Source organism: Neobacillus sp. DHD-1R, from assembly GCF_057747995.1.
This window is the reverse complement of the sequence record NZ_CM173232.1, coordinates 2,173,312-2,198,251: the sequence shown is the minus strand read 5'-3', so window position 1 is coordinate 2,198,251 and position 24,940 is coordinate 2,173,312. Positions and strand designations below refer to the sequence as shown.

Genomic DNA, 24,940 nt, shown 5'->3' with positions numbered 1-24,940 from the left:
GGGCGCTGGAGCTGGACAATTCTCGAAGCCAAAATTTATAAATTCTTATATTAAAAAATAATGTGGATGTCTTAAAGGGTCAGACCCCTTTGAGACATCCACATTTTACTTTTTATCTTATGTTGCTTTTTCAATGCTGGCAGATTTTGTTTTCATAAATGATTTGTTACCTGCTGTAAAGAAAACGATACTTCCGAGCGAAATAATAGCAATAATCCAAAACATGATTTGCCCTTGAAACAGGCTTAAAAGATAGCCGCCAACTACTGGTCCAAGAAAGTTGCCTATTTTTCGAAATTGAGCAGCACCAAAATAGGTGCCACGTAAATGTTCCGGTGCGAGCTGATCAATCATCATACTATTGGATGGGAAAATTAAGATTTCACCTATAGTTAATAACACCATCGCAAGGATGGCTGTCACCCAGCCATTTACAAAACTAAAACCAATTAATCCAGCAGCTATAAAAATTGCTCCTAACACCATGACTTGCATTAATTTAAATCTTTCCGCAAAATGACTGATTGGCATTTGCAGACATACCACCATAACAGCGTTAATCGTTAAAAGCATCGAAAAAATCACAACGCCATTTTCTATTTTCCCCTCTAAAATTTGCGGTAAATTGGAGTCAATTTGAACATAACCCATATTGATTAGGATGATTCCAATAATTAAATACCTTAAGGCCTTGTCTGTTTTGACGATTCTAAAAGCTTCACCAAAAGAGACACCTTTCTTATTTTGTTGCGCCTGCTGTGGAATGACCAGTTTTTTCAAAAAGTAGACTAATACGACAGCATATAAAAAATAGGTTGTGCCCGTAATCGCAAAAGATAACTTGGCCGATGTATTGGCCAAATAGGCACCAAAAAGCGGACCAACTGATGCACCGATATTCATTGCAGTATACCGTAAAGAATAGACCTTCATCCGCTTTTCTTTCGTTGTTATATCCGCCATCAAGGCTTGTGATGTGGGTTCAAAAAATGAATTGCATAAGCCATTTAATGAATTTAGGATAATAAACCAACCTTCGCCTGAGGCAATCGTAAATCCATAATATACAAAGGCCTGGGTAAACAGTGCTGTCACCATAATCGGTTTTCTACCAAAACGATCTGATAAATGACCACCTATAAATCCACCCACCGTTGCCATTAATGGGCTCATTCCGACGGTTAATCCAATAAAAATTGGTGAAAGGTCCATATGTCTCGATAAATAAATGGACAGAAAGGGAAGTGTCATAAAAGCGGAGCCTCTAGATAAAACAGTTCCTATTAACAGCACCCACACGATCGAATGAAATTGTTCAATATAGTTTTTAACTTTTTTCATATGTATGTCCTCACAAATTTAGGTTTACCTTTCAAGTAAAACAATTTGTAGAAAGTCTGTAAAGAATTTTCTTACAGTTAAAAAAATTTAAAAAGCCGGCACCAAAAGCTACCGGCTTTACTTTTTTAATTGGGGTCCTTGTATTTTAAGGCACGATCGCTATCTCCGTACCCCTTTGTAGTGGGATCTTGTACTAAACCTAACATCGACATTAAAACAAACACAGCATTTGCAAATGTTAAAATTGAGTTTTGAATGGCATCTGTTAATTGAAAATCAACAAGACCTACAGAATGTAACCCGCCTAACACCATTTGGGCCACGATTAAGATTTGTGAAACAAAGGCCATTACCCAATTCCGATTTTTAAATCGGACTTTCCAGTTAATCAAATTCCCCATCCCCTATCCTGTATACAATCTTTCTATTAACATATGCGTGGTTTTGAAAAGGTTGTCCACGATTATCACGGCTTTTCTGCTTAAAGCTCAAAAAAATCAGGTCCCATATAGGGTACCTGATTCCTATTACACTTCTCTTCGCATCGCTTTTAAAACATCTACCCTTGTTGCCCGTTGTGCCGGCCGATATCCTGATATAATTGTTACACCAAAACAAATCACAACACATATGATTGGTAAAATGACTGGAATATCACTAAATATTAAATTGATTTCTGTCTCCTGATTAAATGCTTGTTTAATAATGAAAGGAACCACAAAATTGACGGCGAAACTGATCCCATATGAAACGATGGTGCCGATAATTGCCCCAATTAAACCAATATAGGTGCTTTCGAGCAGAAAAATTCGCTTGATCGTTTTTGGACTTGCACCAATCGCTTTCATGATTCCAATATCTGGAGCCCGCTCGGTTACCGCCATAGTCATCGTATTATAAATTCCAATCGAGGCAATTAAAATTGCAATCGTTCCAATAAAAATCAGCCCAACTTTAGCAATCATAAATATCATATTTACTTCCTTTAATTCATTAACTACGGAATAGGTGCCATACCTTTTTTCATTTAATTGATCTGATATGCTTTGAACAGCTTCCATGTTTTTTGCATAAACCTTGACTTCATCATAGGTATTTCCATTTGAATCGATTCCTTCTATTTTCTCATTTGCAGGATCGATCATGATGCCTTTTGTGGTTCCTGTAAAATTTTCAATTTCCCTTAACACTTCTTCAGATATGTAGACACTTCGATCTTCAGCCCACTCTTTTGTTGGCTTCTTAGATATTCCCACGACTTTTAATGGAATCTTTTTTTCTACTTGTTTCCCATCTTTAAACTGCCTAACCGTTAATTCGATTTTCTCACCCATTATATTGCCTGTGTAGCGATACTTCTCTTTAATTTGTCCTTTTTCATCATACATGTCATCCGGCGCATTTATAACAGCAAGACTGAGTGGAAAGTTATAGCCTACCACCACTTCTTCTTTACTTTTTGGCAAATGACCTTTTTCTAATTCAAAACCCGCTTTAATCTCTGCAGGAAAATTCGTCACAAATGTTTGCGCTGATGATTGATAATTTCCAATCGAATACGTACTTTCCTGCTGGACTATTTTACGTCTAGTAACCGCTTTGACACCTTTCACCTTTTCAAAATATTGAACATCCTTCTCGTTTACAGGACGGAACTCGCCTTGATTTTCCATTTCCTTGCCGTGCACATCAATCTGCGTGATCACCCTGCGTTCCGTTATTTCCTTCACAACCGATTTCTGTAAACCGAAGCCTACGGAGGCTAGAACGATTAAAAAGGCACAACCCATTGCGGTGGCTAAGATCGTCATAAATACTCTTGTTCTATTTTTCTTCATATTTTGCCGAACAAAGCGAAATTGGTCTCTTTGCTTCATACCAATACCTCCTCGACAATGCGGCCATCACTTAATTCAATCTTGCGGCTGCCAATATTAGCTACCTGTTCATCATGGGTGATAATTAAAAAAGTGATTCCTAAATTTCGGTTTAGTTCCTGGATGAATTCTAGTAATTCTTGTTCTGTTTCACTATCAAGGCTGCCTGTCGGTTCATCCGCAAGGATAATAGGTGGGTTAACAATTAAGGCACGCGCGATACTGACCCGCTGCTGCTGCCCACCTGATAATTCTCCTGGATAATGATCCTGATATTCTAGCAACCCCACTTTCTGCAGCATTTCCTTTGTTTGCTGCTTTCTTTCATTTTCATTAATACCCCTTAAAATCAACGGAAGTTCGACATTTTGAAAAGCAGTCATGCTTGGAATGAGTTGAAAACTTTGAAAAATAAACCCGAGGTTTTTTATTCGAAAATTTGCAAATTTCTCTTCATTCAAATTAGAAACCTTTTCCCCGCTTATCCAGATTTCACCTGCTTTTGGATAAATAAAACCACTAATTAAATTTAATAAGGTTGATTTTCCTGAGCCGCTTCTTCCAACAATAGTTACAATTTCACCTTTTTCAACAGAAAATGAAATATCTCTAAGTACTGGAATAATCGTTTGCCTTCCTTTTTTTCCAATTACAAACTCATGACTTAAATTTTTTACTGTAATCATAATTTCCTCCTGCTTCCCATTTACTTCATACTAATAGACGAAGTCCAATACCATTTCCCCTACAGTTTGGTAAAAATAACTATTTTTTCCTTGTTTGAAGATAGACAGCTGCACTTCCACTTATCCCCCATAAAAGTTAGTAAACATTGTTATAAATGGGAATAATAGGTTGAAAAACAGTTTTTATTGGTTTTTTTCGATTAGAAAATTTATAATAGATGAATCGTAAATTTCTTTTTGAAAGTAAGGAGATATAATGGAGAAATTACATCCTTTTCGTGACATGCTTGTCCGTTTCTGGAAAAAGAAACATTTAACCCAAATATTCTTATTAGTAATCCTTGTAGTGGTATTATCAACGATTGTCTATTTCGGCTGGCTTGCATCAAGGGCAAATGTTGAATCACTGAAGCAAGGGTTAAGCACGCCGACTGTCATTTATGATAAAAATGAAAAAGTAGCAAGTAACGTAGCGACGAACAGAACCAAAGGCGTGAACATCACAGATTTGCCTAAATACGTACCCAATGCAGTAGTCGCGATCGAAGACGAACGCTTTTACGAACATGGCGGATTTGATGTCAAGGGAATAGCACGTGCCTTTTTCAGTAATTTGTTTGCAGGAGAAATAACAGGTGGCGGAAGCACGTTAACCCAGCAATTGACCAAAAATGCCCTCCTCTCCCCGGAACAGACCTATAAACGGAAGGCTGAGGAATTATTTTTAGCTGTAAAAATGGAGAAGGTTTATACAAAAGATGAAATTCTGCAAATGTATGTGAATCAAGTTTATTTTGGAAGCGGCGCTTGGGGAATAGGAAACGCCTCGAAAAAGTATTTTAATAAAAACATTCAGAATGTAACCATCAGTGAAGCGGCAATGCTGGCTGGACTTTTACAGTCGCCGAATTATCTGGATCCTTATAAAAACTATGATCTAGCAATGAAACGAAGAAATGTCGTTCTAGGTAAGATGAAGGAACTTGGGATGATTACCGCTGCGGAGTATAAAACTGCAAAGAACGAAAAAATCCGTCTGCACGATGGCGGAGGCAGCTCTGTTGAACGAAAATATCCTTATTATGTGGATGCGGTTTTAAATGAAGCCATTTCTAAATATGGCATCACTCAGGAAGAAATTTTAACTAGAGGATATCGTATTTATACAGAAATGGACCAAAACCTTCAAGCAGGACTTGAAAAAGTGTATAGTAAAAGCTATTTGTTCCCACGGGGAACAGGGAGAACATTAGTCCAAAGCGGATCTGTCTTAATGGATCCAGCTTCAGGCGGTGTCCGTGCACTTGTTGGCGGGCGTGGTGACCATGTGTTCCGCGGCTTTAACCGGGCCACTCAGTTACAGGCACAGCCAGGCTCGACTATAAAACCACTGGCCGTCTATACACCGGCTCTTGAAAATGGCTATAACTATTCGTCCGAGCTTGTCGATGAACCAACATCATTCGGAAATTACAAACCAGAAAATTTTTCGAAAACGTTTCAGGGTAAGGTGCAATTGTATAAGGCCCTAGAAGAATCGCTAAATGTACCGGCTGTTTGGCTATTAAATGAGATTGGTTTAAATCAAGGCTTGGATTCATTAAAGCGGTTTGGCATCCCTGTTGTAAAAGAAGACAAAAATTTAGCCATTGCCCTCGGAGGTATGAGTAAGGGGGTCTCCCCCTTACAAATGGCGAATGCATTTACGGCTTTTGCAAATGACGGGAAGCGGCAGGATAGTCATCTGATTACAAAAATTGTTGGCCCGACAGGAAATATCATTGCTGAACGGGAATCCAAAACAACCAAAGTGACTTCCAAAAAGGTTGCGAACGAAATGACGTCGATGCTTTTGAATGTTGTGGAATCAGGAACAGGAAAAAAAGCACATATCCCTGGCCTGCAAATTGCCGGAAAAACTGGGTCGACCCAGCTTCCGTTTAGCGGTGTCAGCGGTACGAAGGATCAATGGATGGTAGGTTATACGCCAAACATTGTTGGGGCTATCTGGATGGGCTATGACCAGACAGATCGACAGCATTACCTTCCAAGTGCCAGCTCGTCCAATGTTGTTCCGATTTTCAAAGAAATCATGAAGGAATCCAGTAAATATCTCCCAAATGAAAGCTTTGATGTGGTTTCGATAAATGCTCAGCTAGCAGGAGAAACGGCAACAAGGACAAAGATCAATGATCAAGCGAAGGAAATTAGCAAGGAATTGAATGAAAATGCCAAGAAAATCGGGGCCACGATCAAAGAACAAGCCCCTCAGTGGAAAAAGAGTTTGGATGAAACGTTATATACCATCGGTAAAGGGATTAATTCATTAATAAATAAAGCAAAAAGTATAGGAGAATAGCACGCAAGCTTTTGCGTGCTATTTTACTGTTATAAGTGAAAACAGCTCATTTCCGTCATGATTCTAATTATCTAATTACCAGGACAGGATGGAGAAAGCTTCCTGCCGCCTTCTTTATCATCTCTTCTTGATTTGGATGGTAAACAACTATAAAGCAGGTTGCAGGACCAGCTGATTTTAAAATATCAATATTTGTGTTGACCATTTCTTGTGAAATTTCTTCACCAGAGAACATTTGATTCAGCTCGAATAAAATTCCTTTGGAGCCAACAGGCCAAAGCATAACATCCTCAATCTTACTGATCTCTTGAAAAAGGGGAAGCGGTGCCACCAGATCAGTTTGTTCCATCACTTCGCTTCCCACAAGCGGAGTACCTACAACTGCAAATTTAAATTTTTCAGAGAAGACTAACTCTGTCGATTTAGCCATTTTCTTTTTGCCAAGAACGACTAAACCAACTGCTGATTGCAAAAGGGTAAAATTACTTTCCGTACTACCTGTTATCAAGACTGTTGTTAAATTGAGTTCCAACAGCCCTTTTTGTATCCCCTTTACAAGTTCATCCCATGGTTCATTACCGCAAAAGTTATGAAGAACGACAGAGATAGGCTGTCCGCCTGCTGCCATGCATTCCATAACTGCCACTCTAAACGAATAATATGCAGTCGTTTCGTATGGGACATGGATAAGGTCGCGATTCTTCATCCCAATGGCTCCGCTGTTATCACACGCGATAATGAGCGAGTCCTCATCGGTAACGGGAATGGTGATAATATCCCTCATTATTTTGTGACTCTCTTGAGTAATCCGTGTGAGACCACTGAAGAAAGACGTGGAATAAGGATAACTGCGATGACTGTGTTAATAATGGAACCAATTAACAGTGAAGGGACAATCCCCCAATAAAATCCTAAATTCATTAAATAAATAAAAGGTAATGGAGCCACGAAAGAATTCCCAATGATAAAGAGCACACTTGCTATAATTCTATTATTTTTATAAAGGATGCCAAAAATCCACACCAGCACTGCCATTTCTATCGCTATTAAAAAGTGCATAGGTCCTAATGGGAAGCCGCCTAACAGTGCTGATATGAGATGGCCAAATGCACCCACGATTGCCCCAGCAGGTCCTCCAAAAAAGGCCGCTGCTAAAAGGGCGGGAAAGGCATCCAATCCTACACTGCCGACAATCGCTGGTATCTTAATCATCGCTCCGACAACAGATAATGCCGTGAACAACGCCAGCCAGCTTACCATTTTCCCCTTCATCCTACTTTTCCTCCTTACGCTTACCATCTCTAAAGACCTTTGCACTGCGGACATATTCGACATCGCTGACATTTAGTCTAAAGTTAATGACTCTGGCTAACGCAAAGAAATAATCTGATAGACGGTTTAAATACATTAATGCTAATTCAGGTGTTTTTGGATCTGCCTTCAATAGCTTCACAACTAACCGTTCTGCTCGTCTTGTCACCGTTCTTGCAATATGAATCGAGGCGGATGGCTTGGTTCCTCCAGGTAAAATAAATCGTTCTAGCTCTGGTGCCTCTTCAATGTATGCATCTATTTTCTTTTCTAAGTAATCAATCGAAACTTGATGAAGCTTTAACGCTCTTTTTTCGGATACATTCGCAAGATCGCCGCCACAGTCAAATAATTCATGTTGGATTTTTTCAAGATCATCAAGAACGTCCTTGAATAACTTCGGATCAAGTTCAGTGATTGCCTGGCCGACAAAGCAATTTACCTCATCTACTGTTCCATAAGCTTCTACTCGTGTGTCGTCCTTGTCTACTCTTCCGCCAATAATACTTGTTTTTCCTTTATCACCAGTTCTTGTATAAATTTTCATTGTTTATGATCCCCTTTACTTAATAGTTTGTCTTATTCCATACCAGATAATATCTACCATTTCTGATTGGGCTGCAATATCTTGGTAGGCCCATCCTGTTACATCCCGCCAACGTCTTTTTCCTGCTTCGACTGGCACAATTCCTTTTGTTATATCAGTCCCAATCACGATCAATTGGCGATTACCGATTGCTTTTTCCCAAGAAAGCCAATGCTCTAAACAATGATTCCAGATCTCTCGACATTGGCCGGCATCATATTTCGCTGTTAAATCCTTTAGCCAAATTTCTATACCCTCAAGGATCATCACATCTTGGTCGATATCAATTAAATTCATTGGGAGAGAGTGATGATCATATGCTGATATCCAAAGATTTTGCTCGCATACTTTATATTCATTCTTTACCCATGCCCTTTTGCCGTTATAGGCACCTCCAATAATAAAGTGCATCGTTTCCCCCTCCTTAGCGATTCTCTTTCAAAAATAAGTTCGAACCCTTGATCATGATTTACCTGCCAGCTCCAAAATTCTCTTTGGTCTGGTGCAAGGATGGATAAAAGATATCTGATAACCCCGCCATGTGTAATCACTGCACAGGTTGGAACACTGGAGGCGAGGACTTCTTCAGTAATCCTAGCCCAGCCGGAATTAACCCTCTTCGCGAATTCGTCAAATGATTCTCCACCTGGCGGACAATGATTTAAAGGGTCACCAAGCCATTGGCGATAGAGACTATTTTCTTTTAGGTCTGCGTAGGTCTTTCCCTCCCATTTACCGAAATTCATTTCTCTTAATTCTTTTAATAAACAGGGACTCGTATTGGGAAATAATATTCCCGCAGTACTTACACATCTCTGTAAATCACTCGAAAAATAGACCTGATAGCTTTTTGCGATGGAAATCGTTTTTGATTCGGAACATAATGGTGAATCCTTCCATCCTAAGTAAGCTTTTCGTTTATTTTCTTCTGTTACACCATGACGAAATAATGCAATAACCACACGGTCATCCACAGTATTAACTCAGTCCCTTCAACAGTAGCGCCTAAGACATCCCCTGTGATTCCACCAAACCATTTCACCGCTTTATGTCGAAAAAGAAATAAGCAGCAGACTGCAACCAAAATTAACAAACCTATAAGGAGGAATTCTTTTATCAATAAACTGACAAGAATTAGAAGTCCAACTAAGTACAGGGGGTACGGCCATAGTGCCTTACGTGTAGCTGCACTCTGAAATAACGTGCCCAGCCCCTCATTTTTGGCAGATTTTACTGTTAACAACATTACACCCATTACACTTTTACTAAAAAAAGGGATCACCGCAATCATGATATATAAGATGTTTTCTACATTTGATGTACTCTCATAAATAAATAGAAACCGAGAGCTTAATAATACGATAATTGCTAGGACACCAAAGGCGCCCGTTCTCGGATCCTTCATAATTTCAAGTCTTTTCCCTTGATCTTGATAGGAAAAATAAGCATCACTTGCATCCATCCAGCCATCTAAATGAATTCCACCTGTGAGGAGAATCGTTACCAGCCACAGCAAGAATGCAGAAGCAAGATGGGAAAAAGGCGTAAATTCAATACACACATAAAAAACAAATGAATAAATAATTCCTTGAATTAACCCCATTAATGGAAAGGATTGGACTGCCTTTTTAAGATGCTCGTGATCGATCGGTATTTCTCGTGTGATCGGTATAGCCGTAAAGAATTGAAGATTAATCAAAAAACCTTTCCAAAACTTCATCATTTTGTACTCCATTGATAAATGATCTTTTTCATGACATCCCATTTAAGATGACTTTTCATTTCGTCAGCAAGAAAATCAAATCGTTTATCCTTAAACACTTTATTAAAATTAGCTTCTTTGTTGGGAAACCCTTTCCTTTTTCGAATCATGTTTAACCAATGATTTCTCCACTCATCATTGTGAAAAAGGTGGTGAAGATACGTTCCAATAATTTGACCATCATTTGCATAATAGCCTTCCTCATCCCCATTATCTAATGTTAAAAACGGACAAGCTTGTTTAGATAAGATTGTCTTCCCTAAATGGATTTCATACCCTTCTAATTGCTGGTTTATGTCTAACCCTGTCCTTTTGTGAAACTGGCCGATAACTCGATTGGTTTCTTTTTCTTTATAAAAGGTGGTTTTAGCGGGAATGGAACCTAAGCCCTTCACTTTGAAGTTCGGTACACCAGTATCAGTTCCCTCTTCATCGACAAGTTCTTCACAAAGAATTTGATAGCCGCCACAAATGCCGACTACATAACCGCCACTTTCTATATACGTTTGAATTAGAATATCTAACTGTTTATCTCTTAAATTTTTTAAATCACTGATCGTACTTTTTGTACCTGGAATGATAATAGCATCTGGTTGTCCAAAATCACTCGGATGATTAACCCAGCGGAGTGTGACATCCTCCTCATATTTAAAAGGTTCCATATCACTGTAATTTGAGATAAATGACATATTGATAATTGCAATATCAAGAGTCGCCTTTTTGGAATTCGTAAATTGCGTCCTTAGTGATAATGAGTCCTCCCCATCAATCATATGATTCTCAACAAAGGGCAGTACCCCTAAAACAGGTACACCCGTTTTCTCTTCCAGCCATTGAACTCCGTCCTCAAATAGGGTGATATCTCCACGGAATTTATTGATAATTACACCTGCAACTCTTTGCCTTTCTTTAGGTTCCAATAGATTAAGTGTCCCGACAATACTAGCAAACACTCCACCGCGATCAATATCCGCTGCAAGAATAACTGGGACATCCGCTAGTTCTGCTACTTTCATATTAACAATCTCGCGATCCTTTAAATTTATTTCAACAGGACTGCCTGCTCCCTCAATCACCACTACTTCGTATTCTTCCTGCAGCTTGTGAAGAGATTTCTTAATTACTTCAAGCCCTTTTTCGTAAAAATTTTCCCGATACCCACGTCCAGATTGAGTTTCAATTGCCTTTCCCAAATAGACAATCTCTGAGTACTGTTCCGAGCGAGGCTTCAATAAAATCGGATTCATCCAAACTGTTGGCTCAATCCGAGCGGCTTCTGCTTGAATTCCTTGTGCCCTGCCAATCTCTTTTCCGTCTCGAGTCACATACGAATTGTTAGACATATTCTGTGATTTAAACGGGACGACCTTTACTCCTTCATTGGCCAGGATTCGGCAGATTGCGGTTACAATTAGGCTTTTGCCAACATCAGATGCTGTCCCTTGAATCATGATCCCTTTCATCCGCGAACTCCTTTCATAGCGATGGGAATCCCTGCTTCCACTAAAAACACTTGGTCCGCTTCCTTCACTAAATATTGATGGAGCTGTCCCAGCAAGCGTCCATATGTAATAATCAATTCATTTCCCAGTAGTGACTCGTTTAATACTTCATTACTTACGACAATCGTTGTGCTTGCCTGGTGTTTAATTAAAGAAATCCCTGAGATAATATTTTCTTTAACCGTTTCTAAATAAGGGTTATCCCAGGCTTGTTCTATAGAAAACAATTCATTATTCAATAGTGTCGTGACACAATCCAACAAAATAATATCCTGGTTAGTAAATTCATGGGCAAGCTTCCCTATTTGGACAGAACGTTCAATTGTTTTCCAATGGCATGGACCTGATTGTCTATCACATTGGTGTTTTTTGATTCGTTCCTCCATTTCTAGATCAAAAGGAACACCTGTTGCCAAGTAGGTAAGTTTTCCACCTGTTTCACTTGCGATCTCGATAGCTTTGCTTTCAGCAAAGCTGCTTTTCCCGCTTCTTACTCCGCCTGTTATGAAGATTAATGATGATGCCGCCATTCTGCCAACACCTCCATTAATTGATTATTTTCTTCATGGCCCTTGATTGCAAACCGAAGCCATCTTCCCTCCAAACCAGGAAAATTAAACGTATGCCGTGGAATCATACCCCGATATAGGAGAAACTCAAACAATTTATACTGATCTTCCAATAAAGGATCCCGCAATAAATAAAAATTAACTTTGGAAGCTGTAACCGCAAATTTTTCTCGTTTAAAAAAAGTAAGGAGTCTTTTTCGTTCATTACGAATATATTCCTGGGTCTCTTTTATAAAAGATTCATTATGTAAACAAAGTTCACCTGCTAATAATGCAATCGTATTCGTACTCCAATGGGATTGTAACTGGCTAAGTATTACGATATTTTCAGGCTGGGAAACTAAATATCCCAGTCGAATTCCTGGAATCGCGAACATCTTTGTCATGGAGCGAATAATAACTAAATTTGAAAACCTGTTTATGTATGGAATGAATGAATCATAGTCATTTAAAAAATCAAAAAATGCTTCATCCAAAATGACAAAACAATTTTGCTTTTCACATTCCTCCATAATTGAAATGATCATTGATTTAGAATATTGAATGCCTGTCGGATTGTTCGGATTACACAGAAACAAGGCATCCGCATCTGCTTCCATCAGACTAGCGCATAAATCAGTCTGATCCAATTGAAAGTTCGGCTCCTTCAGTTGATGATAGAAAATTTCACAATGATTAACACGACATGCTTGTTCATATTCAGAAAAAGTTGGCTCTACAATTAGTATTTTTTTGCCTGCCATCATTCTTGCCACTAGTGTAATGAGCTCAGCTCCACCATTTCCAATTAAAATGGAATCAACGGTTGTCTGCTCAATGGTTGCAATTATCCTCTTTAACCTTGTGGCAAATGGATCGGGATAAACGATAATTTCTTGATAAAAGTCCTGCCACTTTTCCTTCAAATTTGCTGGTGGACCAAGGGGATTGATATTTGCACTGAAATCAATAAATTGCTTAGGAAGTGTGAGCCCCATTGCCTCATATAAATAGTGAGGATTCGAGCCATGTGATGGCCACATCAAGAAACATGCCCCCTATCCATAAACATAATAAAAATAAAAAAACGGTTTTGCTAAGAATAGCATTCGCTTTGAGAATATGGCCCGCTTGGATGGATTGAATAGGATCACCCATTTTTGCCCGGTTTGAAATCAAACCTTTGTAATAGTTTATTCCCCCAAGCTGGATTCCCAAGAGGGCGGCAACGGCTGCTTCACCCCAGCCACTATTTGGGCTCGGATGCTTTTTTGCATCTCTAAATAAAATCTTCCACGCTCTTCGATAGCTGAATTTTTCCGGACGTTTTCCAAGCAGCATCATCATTCCCGTTAATCGACTTGGTATCCAGTTCATTACATCATCCCACTTCGCAGATGCCCAGCCAAACTCTTTAAATCTCTCATTTATGTGGCCCACCATCGAATCACATGTATTGGCTGCCCGATAAACCATCGCAAGGGGGGCTCCACCAATGAAGGCCCAAAACAAGGGTGCTGTCACTCCATCACTTGTATTTTCGGCAACCGTCTCAATTGTTCCACGAGCAAGTTCACTTTCATCCAATGAATCTGTATCGCGGCCAACAATAAAGGATAGCTTTTTTCTTGCTTCAGCAAGCTTTCCTTCTATTAAAGGGTAATAGACTTCTAGGGAAGCATCTTTCAAGCTTTTTTGGGCAATAGTACTAGAAATGATAATACCTTCCACTAAGATTCCTACTAAAGGATGAATCTGATACCCAATTACTACTAACATTAAAACGATGAAAAAAACAAAAAGTAAGATAAACAGAAGCATAGCAACCCCTTTCGATCGCTTAAAATCCCCATGATTCCATCTCTTTTCAAAAAAAGTGATCATGTTACCAATCCATCTAACAGGATGTGGCCAATGCGGCGGATCACCAATAAGCAGGTCAATAAGATAAGCAAGCGTGATTGCGACTAAATGAGAAACGATCATGTTCGATTCCTTTTACTGGATTTTTGGATAGCTTCTGTTGTGCACTGATAAACTGCTGTACTAATAAGCTTTCCTAAAGGGGTTATCGTTCCGGCAAATTCTAACAGTTCTCCGGTTTGAGAAGCAGCAATTAAAATACTATCTGTCGAGGTGCCTGTAGCGATTGTTCCAGTGACTTTATCCATTACTTTTAAGTCATGTAATGCCTTTGCCTTTGCTTCCGTTGCGGTCATGATGCATTGAATAAATGCTTCCTCTGTCAGTTCACCATTCACAAAAATCCAGGTGTTGATCGTTCCAGGTGTCATCTCAAATGTATGCTGTACACTTTTTGAAGCATCGATCGCATTACCAACCCCCGCAGTGACCACTGCCAATAGGGAGAAGCCGTCTTGTTTAAACAATTTGTATACCACATCTTCCAATACAACCGCTGTCATCATGCCAACGGTCTCTGACGGTTCAAAACCCTTTACTTTTAAAAATGCAGCCATTTCCATGCGATGGTCGCTGCAGTTGTAATCCTTGTTCACATGCCGATTTACGAATGTTTGATGCCAGCCGGTTCCAGAACCCAAGACACCTGAAGACATGGTTCTTAAGGAAAAAGGGGTTGTTACCTCAATCAATTCTTCAGAAACAGATACGTACGTTTCATCTATTTCAAAACGGTTTGATTTCTTAAACTCAATTGGGAGCAAGACCATCTGTGGAGCAGCCACTTTTGGATGGGGATGTTTTTGAATGTCTGTATGATACACATTTCTAATTCTTTCTTCCCTAAGCACTTCATTAGGAACATGATCGATATTAATCGTTCCGTTTTCGAGGAGAAGCAAGCGATCACAATAAAGCCCTGCAAGATTTAAATCATGGAAAATCGAGATAACTGTTAAGCTATTTTCTGACGTCCATTTTTTTAAGAAATCTAGTAATTCCTTTTGATACGATAAATCCAAATGGTTGGTAGGTTCATCTAATAAGAGAATTTCAGGTTCTTGGGCTAATGCTTGTGCGAGAAAGACCCTCTGTTTCTCTCCGCCCGATAACTCCTGAATATTTTTATTTTGAAATGCCGAGACACCAATCTGCTCCATGACTCTTTGGACAACTGCTTCATCTTCTTTATTCCAGGTCTGAAACAATCCCTTCTGATGAGCATAGCGGCCAAGCGAAACCGTTTCTTTTACCGTGTAAGAGAAAGATTGGGATGAATGTTGAGAAAGGACTGCAATAATTTGGGCCAGTTGTTTTGTCTGGTATTCCTGGAGCGGGTTTCCCTTAATAAAAATCTTCCCTTGATGAAAGGGTAAAATCCCGCTAAGCATTTTCAATAAAGTTGTTTTTCCACTTCCATTAGGTCCTAGGATCCCGAACAATTCCCCTTGATTTACTTCAAATGAAATGTTCTTTAGAACAGGTTCACTTGAGTATCCGCCTGAAACTTGTTGTACGCTAAGCATTCCTTATCCTCTCCTTTCCATCCGTTTTCTTTGCAGTAATATCATGGCAAATACGGGTGCACCAATTAGGGCCGTTATCACACCAATCGGCAGCTCTGTCGGCGAAATAATCGTTCTCGAAATTAGATCAGCTAAAATTAAAAAACCACTCCCGGTAATGATCGATAATGGAAGAAGATGCCGATGATCGGGACCCCATAATAATCTTGAGAGATGGGGAATCACAAGTCCAACAAATCCAATTGTTCCCGAAACGGCCACTGCCGCTCCTGTTAAAATGGAACCAGCAGTCAAGATAATTAACTTTCTTTTTTGAACATTGACCCCTAAATGTTGTGCCCGTTCTTCCCCAAATGACATGGCATTTAATTCTTTTGAATTACCTATAAGCAGGACAGAACCGATAATAAAAAAGGGCAGCATGATTTTAATATATTCCCAGCCTCTCATTGATACACTTCCTAAAAGCCAGCCAATAATTTGCCTAAGCTCATCCCCAGTCAGAGCTATCATAAGCGAAATAATTGAACCTAGAAAAGAACTAAAAATAATACCCGTTAAGATAATCGTTTCTACTCTCATCGAGCGCTCAATTTTACTGGCAAACGTAAGGACCAAAATAATCGTGAAAAATGAAAATAAAATACTTAGTAATGGTAAGGTGAACAAGCCGACAAATGGGATGGAAAGATGAAAAAACAGTGTAAGCACGGCACCAACGGACGCCCCCGATGAAACACCCAATGTATAGGGATCTGCTAACGGGTTTCTCAGCAGACCTTGGAAGGCCGCCCCTGCAATAGCAAGAGACGCCCCGACAAGGCCTGATAAGATGACTCTAGGTAAGCGAATGCTTAAGACAATACTCGAATACATGGGGTCGATTTGTCCGAGTGAAATAAACCCAAATAGCTTATCACTTATTATTTGAATAATAGTTAACATGGGAACCGAAACTGTTCCGATCGAAATACCTAATAAAATAGAAATGAAAAGGAAAACCCCTGCCAGTATGTAGGCGAGAAGTTTATTATTTAAAAACCTCTGGATAGATTGCCTTTGCAAGATCCTCTACTCCTTCAACAATCCTAGGGCCTGAGCGGGTCACACGATCAGAATCAGCATCGATGACTTGTTTATTTTTTATAGCGTTAACCGTTTCCCAGCCTTTGCGGCTTAGAACTTGGTCAACTGGATTCTTTACATAATAGCCATAAGTGGTAATGATGACATCGGGATTCCGTTTGATCATGGCCTCTTGATCAATTTTAATCCAGCCCTCTTGATCATTTGCAATGTTTTCTGCATTAATCACAGTGAGCATTTGATCCATAAAGGTATTTTTTCCAGGTGTATAAATTTCTGGTGCAGGAGAAACCTCCACAAATACCTTTTTCTTTTCTTTTATTTCTTCCGCCTTAGTTTTGATTTCTGCCAATTTAGCCTTCATTCCCGTGATAATCTCAGCTGCATTTTTGGATTCTCCAGTAGCTTTCCCAATCATATCAATCGACTCATAGACTTGGTCAAAATTTTGCGCATCATTAATAATCAGCACTGTAATACCAGCATCGCGCAGTTGTTGAAGTCCCTCTTTAGATATAGGAGCTGATGATTCATGTGCTAAAACGAGATCCGGTTTTAAGGAAATGATTTTTTCTAGGTTAATTTCTTGCCCGCCGACTTTCTCTTTTTTCGTTGCTTCTTCAGGATAATTATCAAAATCAGACACACCAATTACTTCTTTTTCGAGACCTAATGCAAAAGCAATTTCTGTATTACTTGGGATCAGTGAGACAATCTTTTCTGGTTTTTTCTCAATCACAACATTATTATCTAATGCATCTTTAATCGTAACTGGAAAAGTGACTTCTGCTGATTTCTTTTCCACACTCGTGTTATTTTCCTGTTTCACCTGATCTTTCTTTTCAGCACAACCAGCTAAAACACCAAATGTCAATAATGCTACTAATAAGAGCGAATACCATTTCTTCATTTTTTCTCCTGCCTTCTGTTTAATAAAAATTTATGTAACAACAAATAAATCCCCCTGTGCCCCATTAACTTCTTCAGCAACAAAAAAACATCTCCACTGTAAAATGGAGATGTTGATGTGATTAGATTCAATTACTGTTATAAAGTAAAAGTAGTCTAGCCTTCAACACCCTCCTATCCACGTAGGTTAATTGGCGCACAAGAATTAGGCAGGTTTCCTGGCTCATGATCATCGCTTCCTACGTCTTCCCATCCTATTAGACAGTGACATATTATAGGTTGCTCCCATTTACAGTGGCGGGACCGCGCTGGCTTTTAACCAAACTTCCCTTTTAAGCTTAAAATCTCATATTAAGATTTTAGCACCTAATCTTTAAAGATCTATTTTGTTACTTTTATTATAAAAGTAGCGTAATGATTTGTATATGATTTTAAGAAATAATATTAAAGCCAGCTTAAGAGGTGACTTTATCATTACTCATTAAAAGCATTATTGTTCAATATTTCTGAGTAGATTGGCCATCTCAATGGCAGATGTTGCAGAATCCCAGCCTTTATTACCAGCCTTGGTTCCTGCACGCTCAATCGCCTGTTCAATGGATTCAGTGGTTAATAACCCAAAAATAACAGGAACACCAGTCGCTAATGATGTTGCTGAAACACCTTTAGCTGCTTCATTACATACATAATCAAAATGTGGTGTCGCGCCGCGGATGACTGTCCCAAGTGTGATGACAGCATCATACTTTTGGCTTTTTGCCATTTTTTGAGCGATTAACGGTAATTCAAATGCACCTGGAACCCAGGCGATATCTACATCGGATTCACTGACTCCATGTCTTTTTAATGCATCCTGTGCCCCATCTAATAATTTACTGGTTATGAACTCATTAAAACGTCCCACTACAATTCCTATTTTTAATCCTGAGCCAACTAAATTTCCTTCAAAAATATTTCCCATGTTAATGCCTCCATTAGTTTAATTTTTCTATAGTCATGTACAAATGCCCTCATTTATCAAGCTTTTTTCTTGAATGATGGGCATTTAAAATACCGATAAAAAATTAATTTTGGTTAATTTTATCTCACGTTCTTCAAATTTTCCTTTTGAGTTCGATATTCAACCAAGTCCTTGATCATAATCATCTTTACATTTAACTTATCCGCAATTTTACGGAGTTCAGGAACACGTGCCATTGTTCCATCTTCATTCAGGATTTCACAAATAACCCCAGCAGGTTTTGCATCGCATAACTTCGCAAGATCAACCGCTGCTTCAGTATGCCCTGTTCTCTCCAACACTCCGCCCTTTTTAGCAATGAGAGGAAACATGTGTCCAGGTCTTTTAAAATCCTCGGCTTTAGCCTCTGGATCAAGCAAACTTAAGATTGTACCAGATCGTTCGAATGCCGAAATTCCTGTTTTGGCAAATTTATGATCGATACTTACGGTAAAAGCTGTTCCATGAGGATCCGTGTTTTTAGCAACCATCGGCATCAATTCAAGTTTTTGCGCTAGTTCTTGCTCAATTGGAACACAGACAAGGCCTCTTCCGTGCGTAACCATTAAATTTAACACTGCTGGTGTTGCTTTTTCAGCTAAAGCGATAAAGTCACCTTCATTCTCCCGATCCTCGTCATCACAAACAATGATCACTTTACCTTCTTTTAAATCTTTAAGGGCTTCATCAATAGAATCAAACACGCTTATCACTCCTTTTATTTATCTAACAGTCATGGATGGATGCAATTTTTAGACTTTAGGTTAGTAAAACCCATTTTCTTCTAAAAAGCTTTCCGTGATACCAGACTTGCTTTTTCGTTGTGTCTCACTTGAAAAGTTTTTGATAAAATGGCCGATATATTTACCGACCATATCGCATTCCAAGTTAACAATCTCCCCTGAGCCCTTAAGCCCTACGACTGTTTCCGATAAGGTATGAGGAATCAGCGATAGAGTAAAACTTTGTTCTGTTACTGCGAAAATAGTTAGGCTTGTCCCATCGACTGCAACAGAACCCTTTTCGATCATATATTTTAACAATTCAGGGTCTGCTTCAATTTCATAGTAAACGGCATTTTCTACTGCCTGTTTTCGTTTAATGACCCCAGTTCCATCAATATGCCCCGAAACGAAGTGACCGCCAAACCTTCCTCCAGCTGCCATCGCTCTTTCTAAATTGACTTTTGCCCCGCGCTTCACTGCATTTAAACTGCTGGCTTTGACCGTTTCAGGCATGACATCAGCGGTGAAATGCTTACTTGTAAAAGAAGTAACCGTAAGGCACACCCCATTAACGGCTATACTATCGCCAAGGTGAACATCATTGAGTATCTTGTTCGCTTGAATCGATAAAACAAACGATTCGCCAGTGCGCTGAAAATTTGAAACCACACCAATTTCTTCAATGATTCCGGTAAACATAATCGTTACGACTCCTTACTTAGGTTTTACTCTTTTTATTATTCTCATTTAAAAATGAAATACAAAAAGACCCAAAAGAATTTTCTCTTCAGGGTCTTGAAAAAGGCATTAGAAAATAAAGGCTTAAAAATAGGCATATTTCACCCTACTATTAATCCGCTTTTTTCCTTCTCCCATCCAGACTTTAACTGTCGGCTCTGGAGTTTCACCAGATCCACCGTTTAACAAAAATGTTAACCGGGTCACGGACTTAGAAGCAATGCTTCATCACCGCCGGTTAGGAATTTCACCTGACCCCGAAGGAATTTATTCAGCTTGTTAACTTTCATATTAGTATACTTTATTTATACTGTAAAGAAAATTTGTTTGTGAATATTTTCACATGTGTTCGTAATAAGGAGTTAAAAAGACTCTCCTTATTTTTTTCATTGCATGATTAAATGCCCATTATTTCTTATAAGTTTTAACCGGTAAATAAATGTCAAATGAAAGGTCTCCTGCTCCGTTCTGCTGTTTGTGAGCTTCATGATAAATTTCTAAACTTAGTGCTTGATGATCATGGTCGTACCCGTATTCCTTCATCCAGGAAAACATCCGATGATACGTATTTTCTACATCCTCTAGCCTTCCTTTATGGGATGCAACCACGTAGTTTTTACGTGGAATGGTAAAGCCCACCATTCCTGCTGGTACATCTTCAATTTTTTCGACTGGTGTGGTTACATAATAAGTGAATTCGGTTTCTCTGCTATGAAAAGGTGCTACTAAGATTGGTTCTTCCGTCTGATGTAAAACTTCATCGAGACGTTCTTCCATCATCGTGAAAAGACTAGAAATAGATTGCGTTTGCGAGTATGTACCATTCCATGAAAGTCCCACTACTTTCATTTCAGCTTTTTCAATTACTTGGATTCCCAAGCATATCCCCCCTTTGTACAAGCATATTTCTATTATTCTTAAATTATCACTGGAATTCCTGCTAAAATAATTCGAGCCTTTTCGTGAAAAAAATTTTTTGAAACCAAACAGACAGCCTAGGGCTGCCTCGCTCCAAAATTATTTTAAGATACTTTGTGGTATATCAAATACATTCCACAAAAAAGTGGCATAGATCGCAGAGAGGATCCAAGCTAAAAGAGGATGTTTATAATGTACAGCCAAGACAGAAAACATAACAAAACTAAAAAAAGCTGACCAGCCTAGATTCCAACCATTCTTATGCACTAATGCCCCTATTTTCAAATCCGCAAATTCATTCACGGTATAAATAATAGTCCATAGAAGAATGTGGAATAATTTCTTCCATTTCTCCTTTGGTAAATGTCCTAGAAATATGCTAATAGTTGCAGGATATTTTATTAATATAACCAGCAACGCTATGTGAGTATGTTTAGCCCATCCTATATCACTTCCAACAGGTATGTATTCCCACATACTATGTTTAAATAACAGAAATTGATAGAGGAGATCCCCCACCATTAAAAATAAGTAAGTAGAATAATACGCCCTCCAGTTTTTCCAATCTCCCCATTTAATTGCCGAAAAAATAAATATTGCTCCATAGACAATGTTCAGATTCAAAGGTATAGACTCCTTCACATTCTTGGTACTTTTATTTTTCCAGTTATTTGAAAATTTATGACAGATATCTGGAAAAACTACTGGTTAAATTGAGTAAAAAGGGTCAGACCCCACGTTTGCTACACATAGTGGGGTCTGACCCTTTGACTTGAAACATTCTCTTCCAACGCTTATTTTACTTCTTGCGGAATGGCTAAATTCAAGCCTTTTGCTACTCGCTCTCCATACTCTGGGTCAGCCTTGTAGAAATGTTGAATTTGGCGAAGTTTAATATCATCTCTTTCCACTGGCTTCATTGCACCCACGATTGTATCCACCAAACGACTCCGCTCGTCTTCTGTCATTAACCGGTAAAGGTCTCCCGCTTGGGTATAATGATCGTCGTGATCATAGGAGACCTGCTCGGCTGCACCTGTAACTTGGAATGGAGTTTGTTTATGTTCGGGTGTTTCCTGCGGGCCCCCATAGCTATTAGGTTCATAATAAACCGAACCGCCGCCATTATTGTCAGAGCGCATCGCACCGTCACGTTGATAATTATTAACTTCCACTTTTGGCCGGTTGATTGGAAGTAAATTATGGTTTGGTCCTACACGATAGCGGTGGGCATCGGAATAAGCAAATAATCGGCCTTGAAGCATCTTATCCGGAGATGCCTCCACACCTGGAACAAGCGTTCCTGGCGAAAATGTTGCCTGCTCAACCTCCGCAAAATAATTTTCAGGATTGCGGTTCAGCACCATTCTTCCTACTTCAATTAATGGATAATCCTTATGTGACCATACCTTTGTAACATCAAATGGATCAAATCGATACGTAATAGCATCTTCAAATGGCATTATTTGAACATGCAACTTCCATGCGGGGAAATCTCCACTTTCAATTGCATTAAACAAATCCTCAGTATGGTAATCTGGATTGTCACCCGCTAATTTAGCTGCCACCTCTGCCGACATATTCTTAACGCCTTGTTCTGCCTTAAAGTGATACTTCACCCATACAGCTACGCCATCTTCATTTACCCACTTAAAGGTATGGCTTCCATAACCGTTCATGTGACGGAGCGTGGCAGGCAGACCGCGATCTCCCATTAAATATGTTACTTGATGTAAGGATTCAGGGGAAAGCGACCAGAAATCCCAGACTGCGTTGGGATTTTTCAAATGTGTTTTTGGATCTCTCTTTTGAGTATGAATGAAATCTGGAAACTTGATGGCATCACGAATAAAGAATATTGGTGTGTTATTTCCTACTAAATCATAGTTTCCTTCATCTGTATAAAATTTAACTGCAAAACCACGCGGGTCCCGAACCGTATCTGCTGAACCTAATTCTCCAGCTACAGTTGAGAATCGGATGAACATTGGCGTTCGTTTTCCAACCCCATTAAACAGCTTTGCCTTGGTGAATTTAGACATGTCATTTGTGACTTCAAAGTAACCATGTGCGCCTGCACCTTTGGCATGCACCACCCGCTCCGGTACACGTTCACGGTTAAAGTGGGCCAATTTCTCAAGTAAATGTACGTCTTGAATGAGAGTTGGACCGTGTGAACCTGCAGTCATCGAATTTTGATTATCACCAACAGGTGCTCCATTTCCTGTTGTTAAATGGTTGTTCGTGTTACTCATTTAATCACCTCGTAAACTATTTTTTAGAAACTTAAATAGATTATAATATAAATTTAATTAAAATCCATATTAATTAATAATTATTTTTAATTAATATGGATTTTAAATTATACCAACCTGTACCTACTATTACATAAGTATTAAAAATAAAGGACGTTATTCCAAAAATATAGAAATAACGTCCTAAAAATTTTTTATCTTGAATGGATGATTATTAATTAAGGTGAAAATAGATTATACTGTACATGACACTTTTTATAGGAGGATTTTTTATGAGTGAATCTAATCAAACAAACCAAGCTGAAGAACCAAAAAAGAAAATGAGCTTACAAGAAGCGATGAAACAGCAGCTTGAAAATAAAAAAAACAAAGCAGCATCAGGGAATACTAATGCAAATAACACCCAGAGTGCCAAAAAGATGAAAAGTCAACAGACCAAAAAAGTTAGTAATTCACGGAGAAAAATGGGTGTCTAACGGCCAGAACAGAAAGGATGTTCACCCTGGGGCTTCTGTGAAAATAGTTTTAAAAGCGGATCAAAAAAGTGGAAAACTAACAGCGGGCATCGTGAAAGATATATTGACTAACTCGAGTTTTCATCCTCATGGTATTAAAGTGAGACTAACAGATGGACAAGTTGGTAGAATCAAGGAAATTCAAGATGTTTAAAAAACTTTTCCGTTATTAGCATCATTCTTAAAAAACATCTGCTCGTGTAGCAGATGTTTTTTTGTAAAAAGCCATACAAAAAGAGGATGTCCTTGAGACATCCTCCAAGATTGGCAGGTCTTATGATTTACGAACGTTTACCGCTTGTGGTCCACGTTGGCCATTTTCGATTTCAAACGTAACCTCTTGACCTTCATCCAAAGATTTGTATCCTTCACCTTGAATGGCTGAAAAATGTACGAATACATCCTCTCCACCTTCACGCTCAATGAATCCAAATCCTTTTTCACTGTTAAACCATTTTACTTTACCTTGTTCCATTTCTTTGTAGCCTCCTAGCATGTAACCATACATGTTTTTGCAAAATATACTTGCCTAAATATGTTTACCCATTTTCAACCCTCCTATACCATAAAAACATCTATTAATTTAAATTTTTCCATTCAACTTCAAAGAATCCATTTGTGGATGGCACGTGCCACCCCGTCCTCATCATTTGTTAAAGTGACCCAGTCTGCAGCCTCCTTAACGACATCCTGAGCGTTTCCCATTGCTACACCAATTCCTGCTTCTTTAATCATTATTAAATCATTTCGACTATCTCCAACTGCTATAACATTTTTCATTTTAATGCCTAATCTGCTGCAAACCACTTCTAGTCCTCTAGCCTTGTGAATGCCAGCAGGGTTAACTTCGATGTTCCTCAAAGTGGAATTGCTAATTTCAAATTCCCCTTTTGCTTCAAGTTCTTTTAATATTATTGCTCTTGTTTCATCATCATCCGTCCAAAATCCAAATTTTAACCATTCTTTCTTATGTAAGTCCTCAGGCATTTCGTTTCGCCAATGGCGGTCCGTGCCGATTGCCCAATAGTTTGTTTTATGTTGCTGAGTTAATTCCCACATCCATTGTACCAGCTCAGATTTCACCAGATTCCGCTCGACTAATTCCCGATTTTCATCCCAAATCTCACTGCCATTAACCGTTACCAGATAGGAGGTCAGTTCCAATGCATCTGCATGCTCCCGACATGTCAACAATGAACGCCCAGTGCTAAGAACAACATATACCCCCTTATTTTGGGCAGCTTTGATTGCTTGGCGATTTGCTTCGGATATTTGTCCATCACTATTTAAAAGGGTCCCATCCATGTCTAAGGCAATTAATTTAATTTCATTTTTAAATTGATTCATTAGTAAATTCTCCCTTTTGACTTTTT

27 protein-coding genes, 1 pseudogene and 2 riboswitches are annotated in these 24,940 nt (G+C 38.9%); of the genes and pseudogenes, 3 read left to right on the top strand and 25 right to left on the bottom strand.

Annotated features, from left to right (window positions below; all coding sequences use genetic code 11):
- Positions 1–117 precede the first annotated feature (117 nt).
- From AC3ANL_RS10555 to AC3ANL_RS10540, 4 genes are all read right to left on the bottom strand, one after another.
- Positions 118–1,341 carry an MDR family MFS transporter gene (locus tag AC3ANL_RS10555; protein WP_488329163.1) on the bottom strand — a complete coding sequence of 408 codons (1,224 nt, stop codon included), beginning with the start codon at positions 1,339–1,341 and terminating at the stop codon, positions 118–120.
- 125 nt (positions 1,342–1,466) lie between these two features.
- Complete coding sequence (locus tag AC3ANL_RS10550) at positions 1,467–1,733, bottom strand: phage holin (RefSeq protein ID WP_488329162.1); 267 nt, start codon at positions 1,731–1,733, stop codon at positions 1,467–1,469.
- 135 nt (positions 1,734–1,868) lie between these two features.
- Complete coding sequence (locus tag AC3ANL_RS10545) at positions 1,869–3,218, bottom strand: ABC transporter permease (RefSeq protein ID WP_488329161.1); 1,350 nt, start codon at positions 3,216–3,218, stop codon at positions 1,869–1,871.
- Entirely contained in the window at positions 3,215–3,904 is a 690-nt protein-coding gene (locus AC3ANL_RS10540) for an ABC transporter ATP-binding protein (RefSeq protein ID WP_488329160.1), read from the bottom strand. Before AC3ANL_RS10540 ends, AC3ANL_RS10545 begins: the two co-directional genes overlap by 4 nt.
- A 256-nt stretch (positions 3,905–4,160) precedes the next feature.
- Here AC3ANL_RS10540 and AC3ANL_RS10535 point away from each other — a divergent pair, with 256 nt between their 5' ends.
- The gene (locus AC3ANL_RS10535; protein WP_488329159.1) at positions 4,161–6,263 is read left to right on the top strand and encodes a transglycosylase domain-containing protein; all 2,103 of its coding nucleotides are present in this window, start codon (positions 4,161–4,163) and stop codon (positions 6,261–6,263) included.
- 67 nt (positions 6,264–6,330) lie between these two features.
- Here the strand turns inward: AC3ANL_RS10535 and AC3ANL_RS10530 are convergent, their stop codons facing one another.
- The 19 genes and pseudogenes from AC3ANL_RS10530 to katA all read right to left on the bottom strand — a co-directional run bounded on the left by AC3ANL_RS10530 (position 6,331) and on the right by katA (position 23,052).
- A complete protein-coding gene (locus tag AC3ANL_RS10530; RefSeq protein ID WP_488329158.1) occupies positions 6,331–7,047 on the bottom strand; it encodes an ATP-binding protein in 717 nt (238 codons plus the stop codon).
- A complete protein-coding gene (locus tag AC3ANL_RS10525) occupies positions 7,047–7,535 on the bottom strand; it encodes an ECF transporter S component (protein ID WP_488329157.1) in 489 nt (162 codons plus the stop codon). Before AC3ANL_RS10525 ends, AC3ANL_RS10530 begins: the two co-directional genes overlap by 1 nt.
- A 1-nt stretch (position 7,536) precedes the next feature.
- Positions 7,537–8,121 carry a cob(I)yrinic acid a,c-diamide adenosyltransferase gene (locus tag AC3ANL_RS10520; protein ID WP_488329156.1) on the bottom strand — a complete coding sequence of 195 codons (585 nt, stop codon included), beginning with the start codon at positions 8,119–8,121 and terminating at the stop codon, positions 7,537–7,539.
- 15 nt (positions 8,122–8,136) lie between these two features.
- On the bottom strand, positions 8,137–8,571 hold the full coding sequence (locus AC3ANL_RS10515) for a bifunctional adenosylcobinamide kinase/adenosylcobinamide-phosphate guanylyltransferase (RefSeq protein WP_488329155.1): 435 nt from the start codon (positions 8,569–8,571) through the stop codon (positions 8,137–8,139).
- The gene (locus AC3ANL_RS10510) at positions 8,523–9,122 is read right to left on the bottom strand and encodes a histidine phosphatase family protein (RefSeq protein WP_488329154.1); all 600 of its coding nucleotides are present in this window, start codon (positions 9,120–9,122) and stop codon (positions 8,523–8,525) included. The genes AC3ANL_RS10515 and AC3ANL_RS10510 overlap by 49 nt, the downstream gene beginning before the upstream one ends.
- Complete coding sequence (cobS, locus tag AC3ANL_RS10505; protein ID WP_488329153.1) at positions 9,092–9,883, bottom strand: adenosylcobinamide-GDP ribazoletransferase; 792 nt, start codon at positions 9,881–9,883, stop codon at positions 9,092–9,094. The genes AC3ANL_RS10510 and cobS overlap by 31 nt, the downstream gene beginning before the upstream one ends.
- Positions 9,880–11,385: a cobyric acid synthase gene (locus AC3ANL_RS10500; protein WP_488329152.1), complete on the bottom strand. Its 1,506-nt coding sequence runs from the start codon at positions 11,383–11,385 to the stop codon at positions 9,880–9,882. Before AC3ANL_RS10500 ends, cobS begins: the two co-directional genes overlap by 4 nt.
- Positions 11,382–11,954 carry a bifunctional adenosylcobinamide kinase/adenosylcobinamide-phosphate guanylyltransferase gene (locus tag AC3ANL_RS10495; protein WP_488329151.1) on the bottom strand — a complete coding sequence of 191 codons (573 nt, stop codon included), beginning with the start codon at positions 11,952–11,954 and terminating at the stop codon, positions 11,382–11,384. Before AC3ANL_RS10495 ends, AC3ANL_RS10500 begins: the two co-directional genes overlap by 4 nt.
- Complete coding sequence (gene cobD / locus AC3ANL_RS10490; RefSeq protein WP_488329701.1) at positions 11,936–13,015, bottom strand: threonine-phosphate decarboxylase CobD; 1,080 nt, start codon at positions 13,013–13,015, stop codon at positions 11,936–11,938. The genes AC3ANL_RS10495 and cobD overlap by 19 nt, the downstream gene beginning before the upstream one ends.
- Entirely contained in the window at positions 12,975–13,958 is a 984-nt protein-coding gene (gene cbiB / locus AC3ANL_RS10485; RefSeq protein ID WP_488329150.1) for an adenosylcobinamide-phosphate synthase CbiB, read from the bottom strand. Before cbiB ends, cobD begins: the two co-directional genes overlap by 41 nt.
- Entirely contained in the window at positions 13,955–15,421 is a 1,467-nt protein-coding gene (locus tag AC3ANL_RS10480; RefSeq protein ID WP_488329149.1) for a heme ABC transporter ATP-binding protein, read from the bottom strand. The genes cbiB and AC3ANL_RS10480 overlap by 4 nt, the downstream gene beginning before the upstream one ends.
- A gap of 3 nt (positions 15,422–15,424) precedes the next feature.
- Positions 15,425–16,486 (bottom strand): FecCD family ABC transporter permease, encoded by a 1,062-nt coding sequence (locus AC3ANL_RS10475; RefSeq protein ID WP_488329148.1) that lies wholly within the window; start codon positions 16,484–16,486, stop codon positions 15,425–15,427.
- Positions 16,452–17,417, bottom strand: a complete 966-nt coding sequence (locus tag AC3ANL_RS10470) for an ABC transporter substrate-binding protein (protein ID WP_488329147.1) — start codon at positions 17,415–17,417, stop codon at positions 16,452–16,454. The genes AC3ANL_RS10475 and AC3ANL_RS10470 overlap by 35 nt, the downstream gene beginning before the upstream one ends.
- Before the next feature lie 190 nt (positions 17,418–17,607).
- Positions 17,608–17,801: riboswitch (cobalamin riboswitch) on the bottom strand.
- Between the two features lie 105 nt (positions 17,802–17,906).
- A complete protein-coding gene (gene ribH, locus AC3ANL_RS10465; RefSeq protein ID WP_488329146.1) occupies positions 17,907–18,377 on the bottom strand; it encodes a 6,7-dimethyl-8-ribityllumazine synthase in 471 nt (156 codons plus the stop codon).
- A 134-nt stretch (positions 18,378–18,511) separates the two neighbouring features.
- Positions 18,512–19,120 (bottom strand): annotated as a pseudogene (gene ribB / locus AC3ANL_RS10460) (3,4-dihydroxy-2-butanone-4-phosphate synthase); the annotation flags it as partial.
- Positions 19,121–19,180: 60 nt separating this feature from the next.
- Positions 19,181–19,840: a riboflavin synthase gene (ribE, locus tag AC3ANL_RS10455; RefSeq protein ID WP_488329145.1), complete on the bottom strand. Its 660-nt coding sequence runs from the start codon at positions 19,838–19,840 to the stop codon at positions 19,181–19,183.
- A 161-nt stretch (positions 19,841–20,001) separates the two neighbouring features.
- A riboswitch (FMN riboswitch) is annotated at positions 20,002–20,148 on the bottom strand.
- A 139-nt stretch (positions 20,149–20,287) separates the two neighbouring features.
- The gene (locus AC3ANL_RS10450; protein WP_488329144.1) at positions 20,288–20,758 is read right to left on the bottom strand and encodes a GyrI-like domain-containing protein; all 471 of its coding nucleotides are present in this window, start codon (positions 20,756–20,758) and stop codon (positions 20,288–20,290) included.
- 138 nt (positions 20,759–20,896) lie between these two features.
- Positions 20,897–21,421: a CBO0543 family protein gene (locus AC3ANL_RS10445; RefSeq protein ID WP_488329143.1), complete on the bottom strand. Its 525-nt coding sequence runs from the start codon at positions 21,419–21,421 to the stop codon at positions 20,897–20,899.
- 170 nt (positions 21,422–21,591) lie between these two features.
- The gene (gene katA, locus AC3ANL_RS10440) at positions 21,592–23,052 is read right to left on the bottom strand and encodes a catalase KatA (protein ID WP_488329142.1); all 1,461 of its coding nucleotides are present in this window, start codon (positions 23,050–23,052) and stop codon (positions 21,592–21,594) included.
- A gap of 272 nt (positions 23,053–23,324) precedes the next feature.
- On the opposite strand from katA, the gene AC3ANL_RS10435 reads away from it, so the two are divergent.
- Together AC3ANL_RS10435 and AC3ANL_RS10430 are read left to right on the top strand one after the other, a co-directional pair.
- The gene (locus tag AC3ANL_RS10435; protein ID WP_488329141.1) at positions 23,325–23,528 is read left to right on the top strand and encodes a hypothetical protein; all 204 of its coding nucleotides are present in this window, start codon (positions 23,325–23,327) and stop codon (positions 23,526–23,528) included.
- Complete coding sequence (locus AC3ANL_RS10430; RefSeq protein WP_488329140.1) at positions 23,521–23,721, top strand: YwbE family protein; 201 nt, start codon at positions 23,521–23,523, stop codon at positions 23,719–23,721. Before AC3ANL_RS10435 ends, AC3ANL_RS10430 begins: the two co-directional genes overlap by 8 nt.
- A 120-nt stretch (positions 23,722–23,841) precedes the next feature.
- Here AC3ANL_RS10430 and AC3ANL_RS10425 read toward each other — a convergent pair whose 3' ends face one another.
- Positions 23,842–24,042 carry a cold-shock protein gene (locus AC3ANL_RS10425; RefSeq protein ID WP_040209572.1) on the bottom strand — a complete coding sequence of 67 codons (201 nt, stop codon included), beginning with the start codon at positions 24,040–24,042 and terminating at the stop codon, positions 23,842–23,844.
- Between the two features lie 128 nt (positions 24,043–24,170).
- On the bottom strand, positions 24,171–24,914 hold the full coding sequence (locus AC3ANL_RS10420; protein WP_488329139.1) for a Cof-type HAD-IIB family hydrolase: 744 nt from the start codon (positions 24,912–24,914) through the stop codon (positions 24,171–24,173).
- Positions 24,915–24,940 lie beyond the last annotated feature (26 nt).

What these genes read in the sequence shown, in the direction of transcription:
- AC3ANL_RS10555 (WP_488329163.1), bottom strand. Translation starts at nt 1,341, where the DNA reads ATGAAAAAAGTTAAAAACTATATTGAACAATTTCATTCGATCGTGTGG.
- AC3ANL_RS10545 (WP_488329161.1), bottom strand. Translation starts at nt 3,218, where the DNA reads ATGAAGCAAAGAGACCAATTTCGCTTTGTTCGGCAAAATATGAAGAAA.
- AC3ANL_RS10540 (WP_488329160.1), bottom strand. Translation starts at nt 3,904, where the DNA reads ATGATTACAGTAAAAAATTTAAGTCATGAGTTTGTAATTGGAAAAAAA.
- AC3ANL_RS10535 (WP_488329159.1), top strand. Translation starts at nt 4,161, where the DNA reads ATGGAGAAATTACATCCTTTTCGTGACATGCTTGTCCGTTTCTGGAAA.
- AC3ANL_RS10530 (WP_488329158.1), bottom strand. Translation starts at nt 7,047, where the DNA reads ATGAGGGATATTATCACCATTCCCGTTACCGATGAGGACTCGCTCATT.
- AC3ANL_RS10525 (WP_488329157.1), bottom strand. Translation starts at nt 7,535, where the DNA reads ATGAAGGGGAAAATGGTAAGCTGGCTGGCGTTGTTCACGGCATTATCT.
- AC3ANL_RS10520 (WP_488329156.1), bottom strand. Translation starts at nt 8,121, where the DNA reads ATGAAAATTTATACAAGAACTGGTGATAAAGGAAAAACAAGTATTATT.
- AC3ANL_RS10515 (WP_488329155.1), bottom strand. Translation starts at nt 8,571, where the DNA reads ATGCACTTTATTATTGGAGGTGCCTATAACGGCAAAAGGGCATGGGTA.
- cobS (WP_488329153.1), bottom strand. Translation starts at nt 9,883, where the DNA reads ATGATGAAGTTTTGGAAAGGTTTTTTGATTAATCTTCAATTCTTTACG.
- AC3ANL_RS10500 (WP_488329152.1), bottom strand. Translation starts at nt 11,385, where the DNA reads ATGAAAGGGATCATGATTCAAGGGACAGCATCTGATGTTGGCAAAAGC.
- AC3ANL_RS10495 (WP_488329151.1), bottom strand. Translation starts at nt 11,954, where the DNA reads ATGGCGGCATCATCATTAATCTTCATAACAGGCGGAGTAAGAAGCGGG.
- cobD (WP_488329701.1), bottom strand. Translation starts at nt 13,015, where the DNA reads ATGTGGCCATCACATGGCTCGAATCCTCACTATTTATATGAGGCAATG.
- cbiB (WP_488329150.1), bottom strand. Translation starts at nt 13,958, where the DNA reads ATGATCGTTTCTCATTTAGTCGCAATCACGCTTGCTTATCTTATTGAC.
- AC3ANL_RS10480 (WP_488329149.1), bottom strand. Translation starts at nt 15,421, where the DNA reads ATGCTTAGCGTACAACAAGTTTCAGGCGGATACTCAAGTGAACCTGTT.
- AC3ANL_RS10470 (WP_488329147.1), bottom strand. Translation starts at nt 17,417, where the DNA reads ATGAAGAAATGGTATTCGCTCTTATTAGTAGCATTATTGACATTTGGT.
- ribH (WP_488329146.1), bottom strand. Translation starts at nt 18,377, where the DNA reads ATGGGAAATATTTTTGAAGGAAATTTAGTTGGCTCAGGATTAAAAATA.
- ribE (WP_488329145.1), bottom strand. Translation starts at nt 19,840, where the DNA reads ATGTTTACCGGAATCATTGAAGAAATTGGTGTGGTTTCAAATTTTCAG.
- katA (WP_488329142.1), bottom strand. Translation starts at nt 23,052, where the DNA reads ATGAGTAACACGAACAACCATTTAACAACAGGAAATGGAGCACCTGTT.
- AC3ANL_RS10435 (WP_488329141.1), top strand. Translation starts at nt 23,325, where the DNA reads ATGAGTGAATCTAATCAAACAAACCAAGCTGAAGAACCAAAAAAGAAA.
- AC3ANL_RS10425 (WP_040209572.1), bottom strand. Translation starts at nt 24,042, where the DNA reads ATGGAACAAGGTAAAGTAAAATGGTTTAACAGTGAAAAAGGATTTGGA.
- AC3ANL_RS10420 (WP_488329139.1), bottom strand. Translation starts at nt 24,914, where the DNA reads ATGAATCAATTTAAAAATGAAATTAAATTAATTGCCTTAGACATGGAT.